Below are 21,224 nucleotides of genomic sequence, written 5' to 3'. Positions count from 1 at the left end.
TCTCCTCTCATTCGTCAAATTTTATCTTGTTGTACACATCCATATCCACACTCTTACTGTATGAATATCCGCTGTCCAGCTCATCTATCCAGTCCTTCATAAGGTTGTCATAGTATTCCGCATCAGCGGCATCCGTGAGCTTCTTCTTGTTCTCGGCCGTGGCCTTCTCATCCGTAATGCTTATCATCTGGAATATATGATAACCATACTCAGTCTCCACCACCGTGGATACCTCGCCATCCGACATGCTGTACAGTATGTCCAGCGTATCCTGGCCATAGGTGCTCAATATATCATCCCTGCTCATCGTATGTGTTCCCGCATACTTAAGCTCCTTTGCGCTTCCAAGGAATGATATATCCATATCTGTGCCATCCGAGGCTTCCACTATGGATTCATATGCCGCATCCGCCTTTTTCTTCTGCTCATCTATCTTGTCCTGTGAGTACAGGGTGATATTTCCATAATCGTCCTCCGAGTAGCACTCAAAGAACATGTCATAAAATGTACTCATCCTGGCCTGCTCATCGGATATCTCCGTGGAGCTCTGCTTCATCACATAATCATATATCTTGTCTGCCAGTGCGCTCTCACGCAAAACTCTCTTCACCGTATCGAGTTCAAGTCCAACCTCTGCGATCTGGGCATCAGTCAATTTGTCATAGAACTCTTGCGCCGCCGTATCCTGATCCTTCTGCTCGCTTGCAGTCAGGCTTATGCCGTACTCCCCGGATTTGGTTATAAGAGTCTTGGTCTTTATGAGCTTTGATATCGCCTGACGCCTTGCTGCATCCACGGCATCCATCTCCAGACCATCATCAGTCACTATGCTCTGTTTCCACACGTCACTGCCATACTTTGATTCGTACTCCTCCTTCACAGTCTGGGCATAAATATACACCTCGTCTATCTCTATGTTCTGCCCGTTGTATCTGAGAACTACCTCCTTGCCAGTCTCCTCAGTGGCATCACTGCCACATCCAGTCACGGCAAATGCACATATGAGCGCCAGCAGCACACACAACCATCTCTTCAACTGAACCGCACCTCCTTATCTTTGTATTCTCCTGTCTGTATATTTCTAACTCATTATCTATGCTTTGTTATCCACACTGTCTTCTTCACTGTGGGTCATTATCAACATCTGGGACATATCCGCCACGACAAATTCCGCCTTTCTGAGAAGATCATTTTTCTCCTCCCGTCCAAGCTTCAATATAAACTCAGGCTTTGCCCCCATGACAAATTTCATCCTGCCTGAATAACTCTTAACGAGCTCATCTATCCCATCTACATTTATGTCAGCCCTGTTGTACATGACAAATCTCAGGTCTCCGTCCTTGTACCATATACGGGTTATGAAGCAGATATTTGCATTTGCCCTTAACAGTGCCACATCAAGAAGATTCATTGTCTCGTCAGGGATGTCGCCAAATCTGTCAATGAGCTCATCCACTATGTCATTGTACTCATCCTCATTCTTGATGAGGGATATTCTCTTACAAAGCTCCAGCTTGACAAAGTCGTTTTTGACGTACGTCTCAGGGATGAACGAATCCACCGGAAGGTCTATCTCCGTCTCGTATTCATGGAAAACCTTCTCGCCGCGGAGCTCCCTGACCGCATCATTAAGCATCTTGCAGTAAAGGTCATAGCCCACGACCTCATAGTTGCCCGACTGACTCTCGCCCAGGACGCTTCCCGCACCTCTGATGTTGAGATCCGCCTTGGACACCTTGACTCCCGAGCCGAGATCCGTATATTCTTTTATCGCTCTAAGTCTCTTCTCAGCGACCTCGGATATCATCTTGTTGCGCCTGTAGAACATAAATGCAAATGCACTTCTGTCCGAGCGACCAACTCTTCCGCGTAACTGGTAGAGCTGTGCCAGACCAAACAGGTTAGCGTCGTGTATGATTATGGTATTTGCATTCGGTATATCAAGTCCGGTCTCTATGATGGTCGTGCACACAAGCACGTCTATCTCCTTTTTGTTGAACCGGTACATGATGTCCTCCAGCGTGCGGCCATCCATCTGTCCATGGGCAAACTCTACATTTGCATATGGCACGAGGCTTCTCACATCATCCGCAAATCTCTCTATGCCTTCGACCCTGTTGTACACATAGTATACCTGACCATGCCTTGCAAGCTCTCTGGCAATCGCCTCCCTGGCAAGCTCCCTGTCATATTCCATGACATAGGTCTGTATCGGCCTCCTGTCCACCGGAGGCTCCTCAAGCAGGCTCATGTCTCTGATTCCAACAAGACTCATATGGAGTGTTCTCGGGATAGGCGTCGCCGTCAGTGTCAGAACATCCACATTGGTCTTCATCTCTTTTATCTTCTCTTTGTGATTTACACCGAATCTCTGTTCCTCATCTATTATGAGAAGTCCCAGATTCTTGAACTCCACATCCTTTGAGAGCAGCCTGTGGGTTCCTATGACTATGTCCACCTTGCCCTCTTTCAGCTCTCTGAGTGTAGATTTTATCTCCTTCTGGGTACAGAATCTGCACAACAGTCTCACCGTCACTGGATAATCCTTCATTCGCTCTGTGAACGTCTCATAATGCTGCTCGGCAAGGATCGTGGTCGGCACAAGATACGCAACCTGTTTGCTGTCACCGACAGCCTTGAACGCAGCACGGATCGCCACCTCAGTCTTGCCAAATCCAACGTCTCCGCACACCAGTCTGTCCATGATCTTATGGCTCTCCATGTCCGCCTTGACATCCTCTATGGCCTTTAACTGATCGTCAGTCTCAGTATAAGGAAATGTCTCCTCGAACTCCTTCTGCCACTCGGAATCAGGAGAATAGGCAAAGCCTTCCCTCGCCTGTCTCTCTGAGTACAGCTTTACAAGATGCTGAGCCACCTCGCTGACATGGCCCTTAACCTTGTTTCTTACCTTCTGCCACTCACTGCCACCGAGTCTGTTGATCTTCGGGGCTCGGCTCTCCTTGCTCCTGTACTTCTGGATCCTGTCCGTCTCGGAAGCCAGGACATATAATTTGCCGCCCTCAGCATACTCGATAACCAGATAGTCCTTCAAGGCGCCGTCGACCTCTATCTTCTCAAGCCCACGATAGATACCTATTCCGTACTTCTCATGGACCACATAATCGCCCACGCTCACATCCGAGAATGACTTTACTATCTCCCCGGCACGCGGCAGCTTCTTCCTCGAAGCCTGCGAATGTGATGTCTTGCTGGAGAACACATCTCCCTCACTGACCACGATGAGCTTCATCTCCGGTATCATAAAACCGGCTCTGAGCCTTCCCGGCATGACCGCCATCTCTCTGGCAGCCAGAGCTTTGTCCGGGTCGTTCAGGTAATGACATATGACGTCATTGTCCATGAGGTTATCGACCATTCTCTTCGCACCGACCGATGATGGCGATACGAACAGGACGCTGTATTTGTCCTTCTTCCATTTCTTGATATCAGTAACCAGCGCATCAAAATTGTTCCTGTAGCTGTGAACCTCCCTGCTCTCGATCTCCACGCGGTGAGCATACTTTACACGGTCATCCTCACCCACAAATGAGTCAAAGCCCACAACCTTGTAGCGTCTGCATTTTTCCAGAACATCATCATAAGTGAACAGAACCTTCATCTGCCCCGGGAGGATATATCCCCCCTCCAGCCTGTGCGTCAGGCTGCTAAGAAAACTCTTCTCACTGCCATCCGCCTTCTCCGTGACCTTCTTCGTCTCATCTATGAAAATGTACGCATCCTCCGGCAGGCAGTCCACCAGAGACACCGTGTCACTGTAGAAATAATCAACATAGCTGTCCACTCCGTATATCGCACTGAACTCCGTGAGCTGTTCCTTCAGCGTGGCTATCTCGCCCTTTATCCTGGCATACGCCTCCGTCTGAAATGAATCCTTAAGCTTCTTCGCATACGGCTTCAGCTCTGCCTCCAGCCTGTGTATACCTCTGTCGATTCTCTCCTTTGAAAGCACCATCTCTCCCGCGGGATAAATTACAAGTTCATCCACATTCTCTATGGATCTCTGGCTCTCCGCATCAAATGTCTTGATGGTATCGACTTCATCGTCCCACATGTCTATTCTGTATGGACATTCCTCAGTCAGCGGAAATATGTCCACGATACCGCCTCGTATGGCAAATTGTCCCGGCTCCTCCACACTGTCAGTTTTTTCATAACCAAGGTCCACCAGCTTGCCCTTGAGCTCATCCAGATCAAGAGACTGTGCCGCATGGATATTTATCACGTATTTTTTCATATAGGACAGTGCAGGTATCTTGTCATACATTGCATCTACCGTGGCTATGATCGTACATGGTTCTCCCGTTGCCAGACGCCGAAGGACCTCCATGCGCCGTCTGGTTATGGCATTGCCGTGGACATCTGCACTGAAGAACAGAATATCCTTTGCAGGATACATATATACATCCCTTCCGTAGAACTTCATATCGCTGTACAGCTCCTCCGCACGCCTGTCGTTATATGTCAGTATCAGGCGCACCGATGCGTCATCACCGAAGCCCTGCATCATGAATACTCTGTCCGTGCCCTCGCCCGTCGTACCTGTCACATTGACAAATCCATCTCCGGATGCAAGCCACTCCTTCAACTCTGTATATATATTCAGTTTTTCAAATGGCTCACCAAGTACACGTATCATTCTCCATCACTCTCAATTAAACTTATTCATAGCTGCAACTGTGCCATCCGCCAGTATGGTCTCCACCGCATCGCAGGCATTACCGCAGCTCTCTCTTATATTCGCCAGATCTTCCTTTCCAAATCTCGACAACACATAATCAGCCAGATCCATGTGATCCGGCTTTTTGCCAACACCCACTCTGATCCTGACAAATTCCTGGCTGCCAACGTGCTGTATGATATTCTTCATACCGTTATGACCGCCGGCGCTTCCCTTCTGTCTGATCCTGAGCTTGCCGACGTCAAGATCTATGTCATCGTACACGACTATCAGATCTTCAACCGTGCATTTGTAGAAGTCCATTATCGCCCTTACGCTCTCTCCGCTGAGATTCATAAATGTCTGAGGCATGGCGAGTATGACCTTCTCTCCGTCTATTATACCCTTTCCTATAAGTGCCTTATGCTTTGCAGTGTCTATCCTTATATTATGTCTCTCTGCCAGCTCATCCAGAACCGCAAATCCTACATTGTGTCTTGTTCCGGCATATTTCGCACCGGGATTGCCAAGTCCAACTATGATCTTCATTTGGTCTCTCCATTTTCCTCCACCCAGGTGGATCGTTCTATTGTTATCTGTTCTCCATGATCTTCTCAGCATCTGCAAGCTGCTCCAGGGTGTTGACTCCTCTTATCTGGTCAGCATCGTCCATCGGAACAGCGGAAGCCGGAAGCCCCATTTTCTTTATTATCTCTATCGCATCCGGAAGATAATACTCTCCCTGGGCGTTGTCATTTGATATCTGTGACAGTGCGTCCTGAAGTGCTGCGCAGTCAAATATATACATGCCCGAGTTAACTTCCTTCACAGCCTGCTCCGCTTCGTCAGCATCCTTCTGCTCCACGATCTTTGCCAGGCTGTCACCGTTCCTTATGATCCTTCCATATCCAAATGGATCATCAAGCATCGCCGATATTACAGTTACACCATTCCCGCTCTCCTTGTGGAAATCAAGTGCTTTTCTGAGTGTGTCCCCTGTCACAAGCGGTGTATCTCCACAGAGTATGATCACATCCCCATCACGTCCAATAAAATCTGCAGCACACTTTACCGCATGACCTGTTCCGAGCTGCTCCTCCTGAAGCGCATAGTCAACCTTCACATCGTTGACACTGGCAGCTATGGCTGACTTCACCTCGTCTGCCTTGTATCCAACGATCACACACACCTCGTCTGCACCCGCCTGGCGCGCCGCTTCTATAGAATAATATACCATCGGTTTTCCCATCACCTGATGAACTACCTTTGGCTTATCTGACTTCATTCTTGTTCCCTTGCCTGCCGCAAGTATAACTGATTTTACCATTATTATATCCTCCATATTCTATCTGGATCTAAACAGATACATTCTACTTTATACTATATTTTTTTACAAGACCATATAAAAAGAGCCAATGCTATCAGCTTGGTGACTTACGCCTCTAGCACTGGCTCTGAATGTCTATTTGAGACTGGTATTACTCTTCCAAAGATTCCTGATACTTTGAAAGAATCATACTCTGCAGACGCTCTCTTGTAGCTGTATTGATCGGATGAGCGATATCTCTATATTCTCCATCCGCTGCCTTTCTACTCGGCATCGCGATGAACATGCCCTTCTCACCCTCGATGATCTTGATGTCATGCACAACAAACTCGTCATCGATCGTAATAGAAACAACCGCCTTCATCTTGCCTTCCTTCTCAACACTTCTGATCCTGATATCAGTTATCTGCATCTGAATTACCCCCTTAACCCTGACACACATTGCGATCCCACACGCAACTGTCATTTGTACTACTTATACCGTATGCATCCTACAACGCATATCTGAAATCCTTCTCCACTATTACCTTGATGTCCTCAGGTGTTCCCTGATGTACTGTGTTCGCGCGGAGTGTATCCCTGCTCTCCACGATACAATTCTCGATGATGGAATTATCACCGATGTTGACATCGTTAAGTATGATCGAGTTCCTGATCACACAGTTATTTCCAATGTATACCTTCTTGAATATAACTGAGTTCTCAACGGTTCCGTTGATGATACAACCGCTTGCTATCAAGCTGTTATTTACCACCGCATCTGCATTGTACTTTGCTGGTGGGAGATCATCCACTCTTGAGTAGATATCCGGATGCTGTTTGAAGAAGAAGTCTCTTACGTCCTTCTTGAGGAAATCCATATTAGCTCTGTAATATGACTCCTTTGTTCCTATGTTTCTCCAGTAACTGTCCATCTTGTATCCGTAAATTCTCTTGACACCCTTATATCTCACGAGAATATCTCTTACGAAATCATTTCTTCCCTCGTTGGCACATGTCTCAAGGAGTTCGATGAGCTGTCTTCTTCTTATGACATATACACCTATGGAAACCGTGTTGGTTCCTGCCACAAGAGGCTTCTCCTCGAAGTCTATGATCCTGCCATCCTCGTTCATCTTGATAACACCAAATCTGTTGATGTCATCCTCGCCCGGTGCCATATCCTTGCATACAACCGTGATATCTGCACCATTGCTTATATGCTCCTCAAGAACCTTGTTGTAGTCGAGCTTGTAGATACCGTCTCCTGAAGCGATAACTACATATGGCTCATGGCTCTCCTTGAGGAACTTGATATTCTGATAAAGTGCATCTGCTGTTCCCTTGTACCAGTAGCTGTTAGCTGCTGTGATGGTAGGTGTGAAGATGAACAGACCTCCCTGCTTTCTTCCGAAATCCCACCACTTGCTTGAGTTCAGATGCTCATTCAGTGATCTTGTGTTGTACTGTGTGAATACCGCTACCTTCTGAATATGAGAATTAGTCATATTGGAAAGTGCGAAATCAATTGCTCTGTAGCTTCCTGTGATAGGCATGGCTGCAACGGCTCTCTTTGCTGAAAGATCTCCCAGCTTATTGCTGTTACCACCTGCCAGAATAATTCCTAATGCTCTCATGTCTACTCACCTGCCTTTATAATACTACCGCCACTCGGAAGTGTTCCGTCCGGATAATCCGAAGGATCTGTGTCACCGAATATTGCAGTGTTCTTACCTATTGTTACGCCCTCAGGTATAACTGAGTTCTCACCTATAGTAACAAGGCCAAATGCGTAGATATTAGGCTTCATCTCATTGACAGCTTCCTCACCAACTCCAAGCTTGGCATTTGCACCAACCTTGACATTCTCGGCAATGATTCCCTTTTCAACATAGGCACCAGCTTCGATCGTAACCCCATTCATTATAATCGAATCCTTAACGACCGCACCCTCTCCTATGGTTACACAAGAGCCTATAACTGAATTCTCAACGGTTCCGTATATCTCGGTTCCTTCTCCGATGATACACTTGGATACCTTTGCCGCTTCATCTATGTACTGAGGTGGTATGGCGTCTGTCTTCGTATATATCTTCCAGAATTCCTCATACAGATTGAACTCAGGAACTATGTCGACAAGCTCCATGTTGGCCTCCCAGTATGAACCGAGAGTTCCTACATCCTTCCAGTATCCCTTGAAATCGTATGCACATATCTTGTTGCCGTTCTCATGGCAGTATGGAATAATATGCTTACCGAAATCGCATCCCGGCTGATCCTTCATGGTAACAAGTGCCTCGCGGAGGATCTTCCAGTTGAATATGTATATACCCATGGAAGCCTTGTTGCTTCTTGGGTTCTCCGGCTTCTCCTCAAACTCTGAGATAATGCCGTCATCATTCGTTATAACTACTCCGAATCTGCTTGCCTCCTCCCATGGAACCTGGTATGTGGCAAGTGTCACATCCGCATTCATGGACTTGTGATAGTCAAGCATGTGTTCATAATCCATCTTGTAGATATGATCACCGGAAAGTATGAGAACATAGTCTGGATTGTAATAATCTATGAACTCTATGTTCTGGTAGATAGCGTTGGCAGTACCTGTGTACCACTCGCTGTTGTTGCTCTTCTCGTATGGTGGAAGCACTGTGACACCACCAATGTTTCTATCGAGATCCCAAGGAATGCCGATTCCGATATGCTGGTTAAGTCTGAGTGGTCTGTACTGTGTAAGTACACCTACTGTGTCAATCCCCGAGTTGATACAGTTGCTCAGTGGGAAATCGATTATCTTGTATTTGCCGCCAAATGCTACCGCTGGCTTGGCAAGCTTGGATGTAAGAACCCCAAGACGGCTGCCCTGTCCACCAGCAAGGAGCATGGCGATCATTTCTTTTTTAATCATGTAAGTCACCTCTCCATGCAAAATTATAAAGACATTATACCATCCTTTTTATAATAATCAAAGTTTTTTATGCATTTTCACAAAAAAAATGCGCATTTTTCGATTTTTTTAAACATTTTTTACTCAGGGTATATATGACAAATGATGTATTTTGTCAGTATCAGGCGATATTTTTTAGTTATTACTTACTTACACTCAATTACATTTCTCATATTTTTCTTATATATTATGTAATTTTCATTTTGCAAACGGATATCTTTTTCATATAATGACTATATCGGAAGAAAATCATACAAAATACAAATGAGGTGTTGAATATATGTCAGAGATATTAGTAAAAGAATACCGTGGAAATATTGTTGAGAATGCACACCGCGGCTCCATCGCAGTTGTGTCATCCACAGGAGATACAATCGCCTACCTTGGCGACATAGAGAAACAGACTTTCATGCGTTCCGCAAGCAAGCCTATACAGGTGCTGCCTACACTGCTGGCAGGACTTCACAGAAGGTTCAACCTCACCGACGAGGATGTTGCCATGTTCAACTCTTCCCACTGGGGAAGCAACCATCATATATTTGTGCTGGAGGAGATCTCGCGCAAGACAGGATTGAATCCCGATGACATGATCATGAAGCCATGCGCTTCCACATCAGCTTCAGCGCTGGCGGCAAAGCTCACCGACAGGTCAAAGCTCCACCCAAGGCAGGGACAGAGCAAACTTCAGCACTGCTGCTCGGGAAAACATTTCAGCCTTATGTTGCTCCAGAGAGAGCTCACCGGTAAGCCGGACGGCTATCAGCTCAAGGATTCCCCTGTACAGCAGCAGATAATCAATTTCATATCCATGCTCAGCCAGACCCCTACATTCAAGATCGGGCTCGGCATAGACGGCTGTGGAGTTCCAGTATTTGCACTGCCACTTAGAAGCATCGCCATGTCCTACGCAAAGCTCATGGATCCATTCAGCCTGTCAAACGAACTCCGGGAGACTATAGACTACAACTTCTCATGCATCCACAAATATCCTGAGAAGATCAACGATTACGGAACACCTTCATATTATATCAACCAAAATCCTGACCTCATAATGAAGGACGGCTCCAGGGGTGTTATATGTATGGCGATAAAGAGCATGAAGCTCGGTATCGCAGTAAAGCTTGAGGACGGATGGACGGATGAATATCAGGGAATGATAATCGCAAACATACTCGAACAGCTCAAGTACGAAAACACTGAACTCATCGAGAAACTGAAAAACTGCTACACGACCAAGCTGTTCAACGACTGCGGCATTGAAGTGGGTCACTCAGAGGTCGACTTCAAGCTCGATATAGATCCTACATTTTTTGAGAAGCCTGAGGAGTATGTCGACTTCGATCCTGAATTTGGCGACACTGAATCAGATGAAAAATATGACCCTGATCTTGACAGCGCATTTGCTGATGAATACGATCCTGATCTCGACAGTGCATTTGCAGACGACAATACGGATACTTCCATCCACGCAGAACCGATAATTACAGATGCGCTGGATGACGATACGGATGATGAGCAGGAGGAAAATGACAGCAGCTTTGAGATAGACCTTTTCGGAGACGGCAATCTGGTGGATGCCGCCCCTGAGCGCACACCAGAGGAGGAAAGAGAGTTTCGCAACAAGAAGTCCATCCTCGGAATGACAGTTGTAAAGCCTTCGGCCAACAAGACATTTATCAGTAATCCACGTGTGGATCCTATAAGTGTAAACTCACATACAGTTGAGGCGCAGCCGGACACACCTGAATCTGACCAGAAAGACAATTCCGCGATTCCTGAATTTATAAAGAAGGAAATAAAATCTGCAAATATCATTTCACAGAAAAAGAGAGACTGACAGAGCAGATAAGATACAGGCTCTTGGCATTGCCTGCACATACAAAAAGGCCGGTACACATACACCGCATACAATATGCGTTTATGTGTACCGGTCTTTTGCATTTCCCCATCACAGACTTTTCAGGCTGTCCTTACAGGATGGACATATCCCGATGAATTCTAGGTTGTGTGACAGTATGACGAAATCGCTGTCCGCCTCCACGCCCATCTGTGTGATGGAATCCTGGTATGGAAGCTCACTGTCAAATATCCTGTCACATACCTTGCAGCGTATGTGATAGTGATTCTCGGTATTGCCATCAAAATGCTCCATCTTGTCCCCTGAATACACATTCATGACAATTCCCTCATCAACCGCATCAGAGAGCACCCTGTACACAGTTGATTTGCCTATCTTATATCCTCTCTTTTCCAGTTCATCTATCAGGCTCTGGACTGTAGGATGAGTCTTGAGCTCCTTTATAACAGAGTATATGACCTGTTTCTGCCATGTGTTACGCTTCTCACTCATTGTATAGTCCTCCTTCTGGTATTTATAATCTTCTATTAGGAACAGTTCTCTATAAGAGTAAGATAACACATTCCATATATTATTTCCACTATTTTTATAATGTAAGTTTTTCCTGTGATTCAATTCCATGTATGAGCATTTGCATGTGATCATATATATCACTGTCTGGTGAAGGTATATAACCTCAGTCCATGCTCTGTCCAGAGAGCGGTCTGGTCGTTGTAGCCAGTTCCCGCAAAGTTCGGAGCAAGGTTCACCCCAACGCGGTTAAACACTGCACCGGACGCCTTTACATATTCCTTCTCGCCCTGAAGCTTTACCACCTTGTCTATCGCACTCTGGGTCAGGGAATCAGGTTTCACATGCACCGGCGTAACAGTGTTGATGAGATCTCCCATGAGCTTTACGCTGTACTGCAGGCTTCTGCCCTCCATGACATAAACTGCATTCTCGTCAAGTCCCTTAGTCCGCATATGCTTGTAAGTGTAATTCGGTATCACCTGTCCCTCATAATAGCAAGACACCGCCTCGGAGCCATCCTGGGAAACCGTCATGAACTGGTACTCATTCCTCCGGAGATCTGACACTGTGCCATTCTCGATCCTGTGATATTCGCCGAACTGAAATGTGCGCCTGTGTCTCTTGTAGAACTCCACCTGCTCTTCTATTGCCTCCAGATCTTTCTTCTTCATATCGCACAGATTGCACTCATAGCCCAGCACGCCAAATGCCGCCACTCCGAATCTCGTCTCAAGCGGGGTGACTCTGAGTGTCTGGTGATTCGGGCATCCGGACACGTGACTGCTGACTACCGACATAGGGTAGCCATAGCTGTAACCCGTCTGTATCTCAAGCCTCTCCCTGGCATCCGTGTCATCACTCGCCCATATCTGCGGCATGTAACACAGTATACCGAGATCGAATCTGTTTCCCCCGGCGGCACATCCCTCAAACAATATCTCAGGGAAACGCTCCGTGAGTCTTCCCATGATGTCGTAGAGTCCAAGCACATACCTGTGTCCAAATTCACTCTGCCTGTCAGGCGGCAGCGTCTGGCTGTACCTGTCAGACATAATCCTGTTCATATCCCACTTAACATACGATATATTGGCAGATGAGAACACATTTGTCATGGCTTCCACTATATGGTCTCTCACATCCTTATTGGTGAGATCCAGAAGCATCTGATGACGCCCCTCGGCATGGCTCTGTCCCGGCACTCTGACCGCCCACTCCGGGTGTGCCCTGTAGAGATCACTGTCCTCGTTCACCATCTCCGGCTCTACCCATATGCCAAAGTCAAGTCCAAGTGCATTTATCTTGTCCGCAAGCTGCTTCACTCCGCCCGGAAGCTTGCTGCGGTTCTCCTGCCAGTCTCCAAGTGAGGATGTGTCATTGTCCCTGTGTCCGAACCAGCCGTCATCCATGACGAACAGCTCTATGCCGCACTTCTTTGCTTCTTTTGCAAGCTTCAGCAGCTTTTTCTCATTTATATCAAAGTATGCGGCCTCCCAGCTATTCAGCAGAACAGGCCTCTCCCGGTCCACCCAGCGGCCTCTGACTATATGTCTTCTGACAAATGCATGCATATGACTGCTGACACCGCCAAATCCTGAATCTGAATATGTCATGGCCGCCTCCGGCGACTGGAATGACCGTCCCGGCTCAAGCGCAAATGAAAATCCTTCAGGATTGATGCCGCTGAGTATACGCATACGTCCATATGAATTCTGTTCACAGCTCTCCATATGGTCTCCTGAATATATGAGATTGAAGCCGTAACACTCACCGTGTTCCTCTGAACTGCCGTGCTCAACCACCATGAAGAACGGATTGGCCCTGCTGCCCGAGGTTCCGGTCGACGATGAGACAGACACTCTTCCCTGCCTTACAGGGTGCACCGATCTGTGCATTTCCCTCGCCCAGGCTCCTCCGAAATGTATCATGTCATATTCCTGATACATTCTCATATCAAACTGCATGGACATAAGTCTGTCCACCCGCTCCACGTCATCACTTTCATTTGTCAGGCGGGCACTTCTGGTTATCACGTCGCAGTCATCCCATGTGACATATATTAGCTCAAGCTTCTGTCTGTAGAATTTGTCCCGGAGGGTTATTGTGAGCTGTGTTACCTCGCCCGCTGTATTCTGTCGCTCATATGCTTGTATGCTCTGCAATCCACCAGCCACACCGCTTCCCACTTCTGTGCCTTGCTGCTCATTTACTGTGTTGAATCTGCCATCTGTCCCCCTATGATATTCCACCGCACACGGAAGTCCTTCAAGCTCATCCCTGCCGTTTTTTATCTCGTATGATTCGTACACAAAGTCGCAGGTCGTACTGCCATTTGCATGGGTCATACAGACAAATGGTTCGCTGACATCCCCCTTGCCGGTTGACGACAGTTCCTGCAGCAGACTTTCTAAGGTAAGTCCACCATCCAGCACTATGGCATTGCCGGTCTCGAACAGGCTGCGGTCATGTGCCACATCCCAAAGTCCCACAATATTCTGATCTCCGCAGTCCAGACTCCTGCCACCGTAGTACAGGTGCTCAAGGTGTCCATCCGGGCGCACGCACATGGCATACTGCGTCGACTTTGTCTCCAGTATGAATACCTGATGTTCTTCTATATATCTGATCATAGCGGTTCCTCCTATCTAATATGTATCGCCCCTCTCGCATATGCGAGCGGGGCAGGTCGTCGGAACCGATTCCGAGTATGAACTTCGTTCATAGCGGTTCCTCCTATCTAAGTTTCGTCATGATCTCCTGCATCCTCTCCTCGGTCAGCTTGTATTTCCTGATGAAGAATACAAGTCCTATGATGAGAAGGACTATCGGAACGACCGTCATCATCATGGAAAGTCCCATGAGAGTTCCTGTGCTCTGCTCTATGACTTCCGATGTTCCATCTGCTGGCTGGATAAGTCCGACCCATTTGATCGCAAGTCCGGCAAAGAACACTGCAACTCCCGATGCAAGCTTTACTACAAATGTCTGCATGGAGCATATGACACTCTCATCTCTCTGCCCATTCTTGTACTCTCCGTAGTCTATGCTGTCGGCAAGACACACAGTTATCAGCACATTTAGAAGTCCGCTTCCCGCAAATACCAGAAGTCCCGGGATGAACAGAACGTACCAACAATGCACTCCGCCCACCGTCATACGGGTAACACCGGCAAGGCTGCAGGCAAGCAGCATCACATATCCGACGATTTCATATACCACCGAATGTACAAACAGCTTTCTCTTGGACATCTTCTTTCTAAAGAGCGGGAACAGCATCATAGCAAGTATCTGCGCACCGCCGCCAAATGCGGAGAACAGCGCATATCCGCTCTCACTTCCTATGTCATATGTGAAGAAATATATGAGCAGGTTGCTTGTTATATAGAGTGCAGAGTTTACGAGCACGATGGTGATGACCACCGCCAGAGCCTGGTCATTTGTCACCAGCGAATGGAACATCTCACCTATGCCATGGGACTCCACTACTGTGTCACCCCTCTCCTTTACATTTGCCACGCAAATGGCCTCCGAGATGACGAACACCACTGCAACCAGAAGAGCCCACCACTTGAAGCCGATGCGGTAATCCGTGATCTTCAGCTTGTCCGCCGCCAGGGCTGCGCCGCTGATGGCTGGAACTACTATCATAGTAAGTACAGTAGGGATGGCAGAACCCACGCCCGCGCAGGATCTTGCAAGTGCAGACAGATTCTCCCTCTCCTTGCCCGGCTCAGTGATGGCCGGGATCATGGACCAGTACGGAATATCCATCAACGTGTATGTGATTCCCCACAGGAAATATGTCACTGTCAGAAACACCTTCATCCCACCAGCTCCCATGCTTTCCGGCACGGCGAACATCGCATAGAGGACAACCGCATTCAGCACGGTTCCCGAGAATATCCACGGTCTGAACCTTCCCCATCTGCTTCTGGTCTTTGCCACCACGATACCCATGATAGGATCGTTAAATGCATCAAACACTCTCGCCACCATCAGCACTGTTCCTATGAACACTGAGCTGACACCAAGCACAGAATTGTAGTAGTACAGTATATAGCTGGCTACCAGCATATACACCATGTCTTTTCCCACGGCCCCTACTCCGTAGGCTATCTTTGTCTTTTTCTGAAGGCCGCCCGTAGGTGCGCCATTCTGTGTATTATCCTGTGAATTTTCTCCCATATATAACCTCCTTAAAGGCCTAACCTTTTATATCTGCAAGCCTTGTCTCAAGCCACTTGTCAATATCGTCAAATACCTTATCCCTGCACAGCTCATTCAGTATCTCGTGTCTGCAGTCCTCATACAGATAGCATGCCACATTGTGCGAAACTCTCCTGTGGTATAACTCGTAGAGCTTCAGAACATCCCTGCCGTAATGTCCAACAGGATCCCTGTCACCGGACACAAACAGAACCGGCACATTCTTCGGTATTTTCGCTATGTTCCTGTCCTCCTGTATATAGTGGAGTGTATTGAACAGCGTCTCGTAGCCCTTCAGGGTAAATGAGAACTGGCACAGCGGATCATCCACATATGCATCCACGCGCTTCGGGTCACGGCTCACCCAGTCTTTATTCGTCCTCTTTCTCACCTCACCGTCCACGATAGTGGTCTTCGGGATACCCCTGTTGTATGTTCCAAATGCCAACACTTCCATGAGGGTACTTCTGTATCTCTCGCCGTGCTGACTCTTCTCAAGCTCCAACACAAGTCTTCCGATCTGCAGCATATACTCAGGCATGCTTCCAGTTCCCATGCAGATAAAGCCGTCCACACTTGAGCCCTCCGTGTAAGGTGACGGATATTTTGGATCCCAGCCGTAGTCACTCATGTATCGTCTCGCCATAAATGAACCCATAGAGTGTCCCATCAGGAAGAACGGTACTCCTTTGTATGCCTTCTTCAGACTTCTAGTGACTCTATGAAGATCCGCGACTATTGCCTTGCTCGCATCGTATGCATTCATATATCCAAGTTCATCCATATTTGCCGCCGTGAGTCCATGTCCCAGATGATCATTTCCTGCCACCACAAAGCCCTTTGCTGCAAGATACCTTGCAAATTCATCATATCTGTCTATCAGCTCTATCATTCCATGGGATATCTGAAGTATCGCTCTTATCTCCCCCTGTGGCTCCCACACGATAACGTGCAGCCTGTCCTTGCCATTTGATGATGGTATAAATGTCTCTTTCTTCTTTACCTTATACATAATGTAACCCTCCATTCTCAGTTCTTCATATCCATCGCCAGTTTTACGACCTCATACGCTCCGTCGTATATTCCATCCAGTTTGTTCCGCTTTATGTTCTCACACATATCTGTGAGTATGCTGTCATCCTGCATGAACAGCTTCATCATCTGTAGAGTGTGCGGTATATCACGGCACTCCAGTGTTCCATCTCCGATCTCCGCCGAGTGTATCGCCCCCCACTGCTCATGCCCGCCAACTCTCTTGATGAACAGCTTTGGAACTGGATAAAAGGCCAGCTCAGACGGCTTCGTTATGAGTACATCACAGCTTCTCATGAGAAGGTTGGTGCAGTACACAGCCTCATATATATTCTCATGGCAAAATGCGTGTATTCCGTACACCTCTTCCTTAAGAGCCTTATCCGCAAATGCTGTGGTGTCGCTCCAGTCATCGAAATGTGTAGTGACAAGGCTCTCCATGGCGGGTATCTCTCTCACCAGCTCTTCCCACACGTTCATGTAGTCGCCCACATTTACATACAGGACCATGTTGCCCTTCTTCACACTGGTAAGCGCCGTCCTGATGATAGCTGCAAATATATCCTTCTGTGCTCCGGCACCTCCTATGGTGAGAAGGAAACGCATCGGTGCCTTTTTCTTTCTTCTCTCTATTCTCCTGTCGCAGTCCTCCTCTATGGCTGCCACCAGCTCATGGTCTATATAGTGTCCAACGTATCTGATTGAATCGCTGGGCATAGGCTTAAGCACCTCGTCGCCCTGCATTCCGTTCAGGGTCCTGTATCCGAGGTATGCCGATCTGGTCTGAACCGTGTGAAGGCTTCCCTCCGCAAGGTGGAGCGCCATAGGCCAGTTGTCAGGGATTGCATTCACCACATGTTTCATTCCTGCATGAACCGCCGCCTGGGCAGGCCACACATGTGTCGCCACAAGCGGGATATCCTTCGGAACATTCCCGAATACGGGTGTCATGAGCTCCGCATTCATCTGATCTGAGGCATTGTATGACAGCTTCCTGAAGCCCTCATAATTCATAGGCTCCCACACCACCTTGTTGAAAACCTTGCTCTTTCCAGAGATCCTGGATCCCAGGGAATAGAGCTTGTTCTGCGCCTCTATGACCTTTCCTCCAGTGGTCTCACTGTAGGAATTGAGATCCATCCAGTACGGCTTGTATCCCAGATGATTGGCCGCTGATGCTATCGCCATGGATATCCTGTAGTGTCCGAATCCCATCCTGATATTGCCAACTATGATTCCTTTGTCCCTGTCAAACGCCTCACGTTCACCGGCATCCGCATCATCACTGACTCCGCCGTCGATCACAATATTGGAGACACCGAGAGTATCTCCAATATACGGATTCTTCACAACTGCAAGAGGATAATCCACTTCACTGTCATCACCGAATCTCCTGACAAATCTCTCCTTGGAGTTCTCCGCCTTTTTGACGACCTGACCGCTCATCCTGTTGCCAAATATAACCTCAGATCTCTTGCCCATAGCACACCCTCCTGTCTTTTATATATACCACCCATCTCACCCCGGTGAATTGAACCGGTCGCGGGGCCCTATTCCAGATAATCCCTTCATTCATAGCCGTTTCTACTCCTTACAGGATATACCATTCATAAGCACATCCAGTGTATACTGCACCGCCTCGTCAAATGTAAGCCCTGCATCTATCAGGACTGTAGTCTCCATGTATTTCTCAAGCGTGGCCTCGAACATCGTCTTGATGACCGGAATCGGAATATTCCTTATAACACCCTCGGCAATTCCGCGCTTCAGAAGCTCTATGGTATTATCCCACTGCTGCTCCATCATTACTCTCACCCTGGCAAATATCCGTGGATATGAATTCTCCAGTTGGTATATCTGCCTCCAGTCCAGCTCGCTGTAGCTGTCCGGCATGGCTATGAGAATCGCCTTTATCTTCTCCACCGTGGTCAGGCGGTCGTCATCCATGACCGCCTGTTCACTTCTCTTGATCTGCTCGTATATATATGTCGCCGTGTCAAAGAACAATGATTCCTTGTCCCTGACGACCTGATATATGGTTTTCTTGCTCACTCCAAGTCGCCTTGCCATATCGTCCATGGTGAATTTGAACCCTTTCTCCCGGAACTCCTCTATGGTCGCCTCATATATCCTCAATTTAAGCTGCTGCTGTGCTTCTCCGTCCATAACTCCCTCCTGTCCATCCGTGTCTGTCAGCTTCCTGTACATACTTCCCGCTCAGGAAACTCAGAAACTATTTTTAGTTTCCCCGTTTCCTTGATGATAACATTTCTTTGTAGATATTGCAACAATAAAAATACGTTATCTCGATTTATGTATAATTTTTGCACAATCAACACAAATCTCAATTATTAGCTGGCGAATAATTTACAGAGTTCTGACACTCACAATTACATTTCTGCTCAGGCGTACCATCTGCCATATAGCAACAATAAAAAATACGGCATCTCCCAAAGCGGAAATGCCGTATAGTACATCATATATGTTCAGTTGGAATCGCGATTTTCCCGAAAAATATTTCTAGATATAATATTTCTGTCTTTGTATCACTCCTATGGCTGCTCCACATCAAGCACATACAGCTCATGGAGTGCTCTCGTACAGGCTATATAGTGCGCATGTCTTGTGACCATGCTTCCGTCGTAGGTTCCGTCCGTCATGACGTACACTGCATCGAACTCCATTCCCTTTGCAAGGAACTTTGGAAGTACGACCACACCGCCCGCATAGACAACCGACTGATTGGTGATGAGCGTCACCTCGGTGTACTCCGAAAGCTGCTTGTACACTTCGTAGGCGTCTGCCTCGTCATTTGTCAGGATTGCTATGTTGTCGTAGGCGTCCATGTCTCCGTAGCTCAGCTTGTCATTTATGAACTCCACAGCTTCATCCAGTGACTCACACTGTATCTCCTCAGGCACCCTGCCGTGCCTCTCCACGGTATTGCCGCCTACCCCCTCACCGCCAAGTATGCCGTTACAGAACTCTGTGATCTCCGCAGTTGATCTGTACGATGCGAACAACTCCTTGAGCTCGTAACCGCCCTGTCCGTTACGCTTTGCAAATATCTTCATCAGAACATCCACAACAGTCTCCTCAGGATCATAGAAGAGCACCTGATACCTGTCGCCTAGGATAGTCTTCTTGCAGCCAAACACCCTGTCTATCACCGCATACTGGAATATATTGTAATCCTGCATCTCATCTATGACGAGGTGCTTGATATTGTTGTAGGAATGACATCCGTAGAAATACACCTGCAGGTAAAGTATAGGAAGGATATCCTCATAGCATATCTTTCCATATTCATTTCTGTACTCCGATATACCCGGATATTTCTTCTCCATCTCCGCCAGGAATCCAACATACAACTCAACCAGATTCCTCTCTGCAAATAAATTTACCATCTGCTTCTGTATCTGCCTTGCCAGATTACGCTTCTTCTCGTCCGGGAACTCCTTTGGTGAATTATCCTCCACCCTGTCTACTATGAAGTATGCTATGTTCTCGAATCTCTCATACACAGGTTTTCTTGCAAATCTTCCATTGAACATGGCAGCTATATCCTCGCCTGTATACTCCACCTTCTGATAGTGGAAATTTCTGAACTTTATACCTGACACATACCTGTCCAGATACTCATTGAAACTGTCGTAGAAAGAGATGGACGACTTGACCTTGATATTTCTCATCCTCTGGTTGTCCTGATCGCCGCTGTCTATAATGAACTCCGACTGATCCAGCTTGCTCTCATATTCCTCCTCTATGAAAAGAAGCTCCTCAAGCAGACTGTCAAATTCCTTCTCAGGCACACTGTTCTCCTCGAGCTCCGGGAGAACCTCTGATATATAATCACCAAATATACTGTTTGGAGACAGTATCATGACATTGTCACTCTCAAGTGTCTTGTAATTGTACAACAGCCACGCCAGTCTGTGCATGGCTATGACCGTCTTGCCGCTTCCGGCGCGGCCGTCCACTATAAGGTTATACGCCGTGCGGTTTCTTATGATCGCATCCTGCTCCTTCTGTATGGTAGCCACCACATTTTTCATCTTCACACCACTGTTGCCGCCAAGGGCCTCCAGCAATATGGCGTCGTTGATGTTGGAGTCAGTATCCACCGCGTCTTTAAGTCTGCCATTTGACACCAGAAACTGTTTCTTCTCCACTATGTCTCCAGAAAACTCGTCATCTTCCATGTCATCCACATGGACATTGTAGGATGCCGGTCCCTTTTCATAAGCATAATACATAGAGGATACAGGTGCTCTCCAGTCGTACACAAGCTGCTGCCCATTCATATCTGACTGATAACCGCTCATACCCACATATACCGTGAGATACTCTTCGTCATCTTTATATTTGAATACAAATTTGCCAAAGTACGGCACCTTCTTCTGGTGCTCATACACCTCCAGGCGCTTCGCAGCTCTTCTGAGGAACGCCTCATCATTGTTCACCGACTGCATGTTCTGCAGGAACTCCTCGTCGTCCATGTCTCCATGGCTGTCACGCATGTACTTCTTCTGTTCCTTTATATTGTCCTTTCCAAGCTCCATGGAACCCTCAGTTATACTGATGCTGTAGTCGAGCTCCATCTCCACATTGTCAAAATAATCCTCTTCATCCTCCATCGTGGAGATCTTGTATCCTTCCAAATCCTTATTTTCTGCCATCTTAT

At 47.4% G+C, this 21,224-nt stretch carries 15 protein-coding genes; 1 reads left to right on the top strand and 14 read right to left on the bottom strand.

What is annotated here, in order from left to right:
- Positions 1–7: 7 nt before the first annotated feature.
- From ARA78_RS09630 to ARA78_RS09600, 7 genes are all read right to left on the bottom strand, one after another.
- Positions 8–1,036, bottom strand: a complete 1,029-nt coding sequence (locus ARA78_RS09630; protein ID WP_242849707.1) for a SurA N-terminal domain-containing protein — start codon at positions 1,034–1,036, stop codon at positions 8–10.
- 57 nt (positions 1,037–1,093) lie between these two features.
- Positions 1,094–4,660 carry a transcription-repair coupling factor gene (gene mfd, locus ARA78_RS09625; protein WP_055223059.1) on the bottom strand — a complete coding sequence of 1,189 codons (3,567 nt, stop codon included), beginning with the start codon at positions 4,658–4,660 and terminating at the stop codon, positions 1,094–1,096.
- Between the two features lie 12 nt (positions 4,661–4,672).
- Positions 4,673–5,230, bottom strand: a complete 558-nt coding sequence (gene pth, locus ARA78_RS09620; RefSeq protein WP_015533697.1) for an aminoacyl-tRNA hydrolase — start codon at positions 5,228–5,230, stop codon at positions 4,673–4,675.
- Between the two features lie 43 nt (positions 5,231–5,273).
- Entirely contained in the window at positions 5,274–6,008 is a 735-nt protein-coding gene (locus ARA78_RS09615) for a sugar phosphate nucleotidyltransferase (RefSeq protein ID WP_055273157.1), read from the bottom strand.
- Positions 6,009–6,159: 151 nt separating this feature from the next.
- Positions 6,160–6,420, bottom strand: coding sequence for a septation regulator SpoVG (gene spoVG, locus ARA78_RS09610; RefSeq protein ID WP_015533695.1), 261 nt, complete (start codon positions 6,418–6,420; stop codon positions 6,160–6,162).
- Between the two features lie 79 nt (positions 6,421–6,499).
- Entirely contained in the window at positions 6,500–7,624 is a 1,125-nt protein-coding gene (gene glgD / locus ARA78_RS09605) for a glucose-1-phosphate adenylyltransferase subunit GlgD (RefSeq protein WP_022217271.1), read from the bottom strand.
- 2 nt (positions 7,625–7,626) lie between these two features.
- Positions 7,627–8,895: a glucose-1-phosphate adenylyltransferase gene (locus ARA78_RS09600; RefSeq protein WP_022217270.1), complete on the bottom strand. Its 1,269-nt coding sequence runs from the start codon at positions 8,893–8,895 to the stop codon at positions 7,627–7,629.
- A 319-nt stretch (positions 8,896–9,214) separates the two neighbouring features.
- Here ARA78_RS09600 and ARA78_RS09595 point away from each other — a divergent pair, with 319 nt between their 5' ends.
- Entirely contained in the window at positions 9,215–10,771 is a 1,557-nt protein-coding gene (locus tag ARA78_RS09595; RefSeq protein ID WP_055273159.1) for an asparaginase, read from the top strand.
- 111 nt (positions 10,772–10,882) lie between these two features.
- Here ARA78_RS09595 and ARA78_RS09590 read toward each other — a convergent pair whose 3' ends face one another.
- The 7 genes from ARA78_RS09590 to ARA78_RS09560 all read right to left on the bottom strand — a co-directional run bounded on the left by ARA78_RS09590 (position 10,883) and on the right by ARA78_RS09560 (position 21,219).
- Positions 10,883–11,284: a Fur family transcriptional regulator gene (locus tag ARA78_RS09590; protein ID WP_015533691.1), complete on the bottom strand. Its 402-nt coding sequence runs from the start codon at positions 11,282–11,284 to the stop codon at positions 10,883–10,885.
- Positions 11,285–11,442: 158 nt separating this feature from the next.
- Entirely contained in the window at positions 11,443–13,932 is a 2,490-nt protein-coding gene (locus ARA78_RS09585; protein WP_055273161.1) for an alpha-galactosidase, read from the bottom strand.
- A 103-nt stretch (positions 13,933–14,035) separates the two neighbouring features.
- On the bottom strand, positions 14,036–15,487 hold the full coding sequence (locus tag ARA78_RS09580; RefSeq protein WP_055273163.1) for a glycoside-pentoside-hexuronide (GPH):cation symporter: 1,452 nt from the start codon (positions 15,485–15,487) through the stop codon (positions 14,036–14,038).
- A gap of 19 nt (positions 15,488–15,506) precedes the next feature.
- Positions 15,507–16,520: an alpha/beta fold hydrolase gene (locus ARA78_RS09575; protein WP_055273166.1), complete on the bottom strand. Its 1,014-nt coding sequence runs from the start codon at positions 16,518–16,520 to the stop codon at positions 15,507–15,509.
- Between the two features lie 17 nt (positions 16,521–16,537).
- Positions 16,538–18,022, bottom strand: a complete 1,485-nt coding sequence (locus ARA78_RS09570; RefSeq protein ID WP_055273168.1) for a DUF6937 domain-containing protein — start codon at positions 18,020–18,022, stop codon at positions 16,538–16,540.
- A gap of 102 nt (positions 18,023–18,124) precedes the next feature.
- Positions 18,125–18,706: a TetR/AcrR family transcriptional regulator gene (locus tag ARA78_RS09565; protein ID WP_070097486.1), complete on the bottom strand. Its 582-nt coding sequence runs from the start codon at positions 18,704–18,706 to the stop codon at positions 18,125–18,127.
- A 386-nt stretch (positions 18,707–19,092) separates the two neighbouring features.
- The gene (locus ARA78_RS09560; protein WP_055273171.1) at positions 19,093–21,219 is read right to left on the bottom strand and encodes a HelD family protein; all 2,127 of its coding nucleotides are present in this window, start codon (positions 21,217–21,219) and stop codon (positions 19,093–19,095) included.
- Positions 21,220–21,224 lie beyond the last annotated feature (5 nt).

Origin of the sequence: Coprococcus eutactus, from assembly GCF_001404675.1 — a bacterium.
GTDB lineage: Bacteria > Bacillota > Clostridia > Lachnospirales > Lachnospiraceae > Coprococcus > Coprococcus aceti.
The sequence above is the reverse complement of the archived record's forward strand: the minus strand, read 5'-3'. Positions and strand labels throughout refer to the sequence as shown.

What these genes read in the sequence shown, in the direction of transcription:
- mfd (WP_055223059.1), bottom strand. Translation starts at nt 4,660, where the DNA reads ATGATACGTGTACTTGGTGAGCCATTTGAAAAACTGAATATATATACA.
- pth (WP_015533697.1), bottom strand. Translation starts at nt 5,230, where the DNA reads ATGAAGATCATAGTTGGACTTGGCAATCCCGGTGCGAAATATGCCGGA.
- ARA78_RS09615 (WP_055273157.1), bottom strand. Translation starts at nt 6,008, where the DNA reads ATGGTAAAATCAGTTATACTTGCGGCAGGCAAGGGAACAAGAATGAAG.
- spoVG (WP_015533695.1), bottom strand. Translation starts at nt 6,420, where the DNA reads ATGCAGATAACTGATATCAGGATCAGAAGTGTTGAGAAGGAAGGCAAG.
- glgD (WP_022217271.1), bottom strand. Translation starts at nt 7,624, where the DNA reads ATGAGAGCATTAGGAATTATTCTGGCAGGTGGTAACAGCAATAAGCTG.
- ARA78_RS09600 (WP_022217270.1), bottom strand. Translation starts at nt 8,895, where the DNA reads ATGATTAAAAAAGAAATGATCGCCATGCTCCTTGCTGGTGGACAGGGC.
- ARA78_RS09595 (WP_055273159.1), top strand. Translation starts at nt 9,215, where the DNA reads ATGTCAGAGATATTAGTAAAAGAATACCGTGGAAATATTGTTGAGAAT.
- ARA78_RS09590 (WP_015533691.1), bottom strand. Translation starts at nt 11,284, where the DNA reads ATGAGTGAGAAGCGTAACACATGGCAGAAACAGGTCATATACTCTGTT.
- ARA78_RS09585 (WP_055273161.1), bottom strand. Translation starts at nt 13,932, where the DNA reads ATGATCAGATATATAGAAGAACATCAGGTATTCATACTGGAGACAAAG.
- ARA78_RS09580 (WP_055273163.1), bottom strand. Translation starts at nt 15,487, where the DNA reads ATGGGAGAAAATTCACAGGATAATACACAGAATGGCGCACCTACGGGC.
- ARA78_RS09575 (WP_055273166.1), bottom strand. Translation starts at nt 16,520, where the DNA reads ATGTATAAGGTAAAGAAGAAAGAGACATTTATACCATCATCAAATGGC.
- ARA78_RS09570 (WP_055273168.1), bottom strand. Translation starts at nt 18,022, where the DNA reads ATGGGCAAGAGATCTGAGGTTATATTTGGCAACAGGATGAGCGGTCAG.
- ARA78_RS09565 (WP_070097486.1), bottom strand. Translation starts at nt 18,706, where the DNA reads ATGGACGGAGAAGCACAGCAGCAGCTTAAATTGAGGATATATGAGGCG.
- ARA78_RS09560 (WP_055273171.1), bottom strand. Translation starts at nt 21,219, where the DNA reads ATGGCAGAAAATAAGGATTTGGAAGGATACAAGATCTCCACGATGGAG.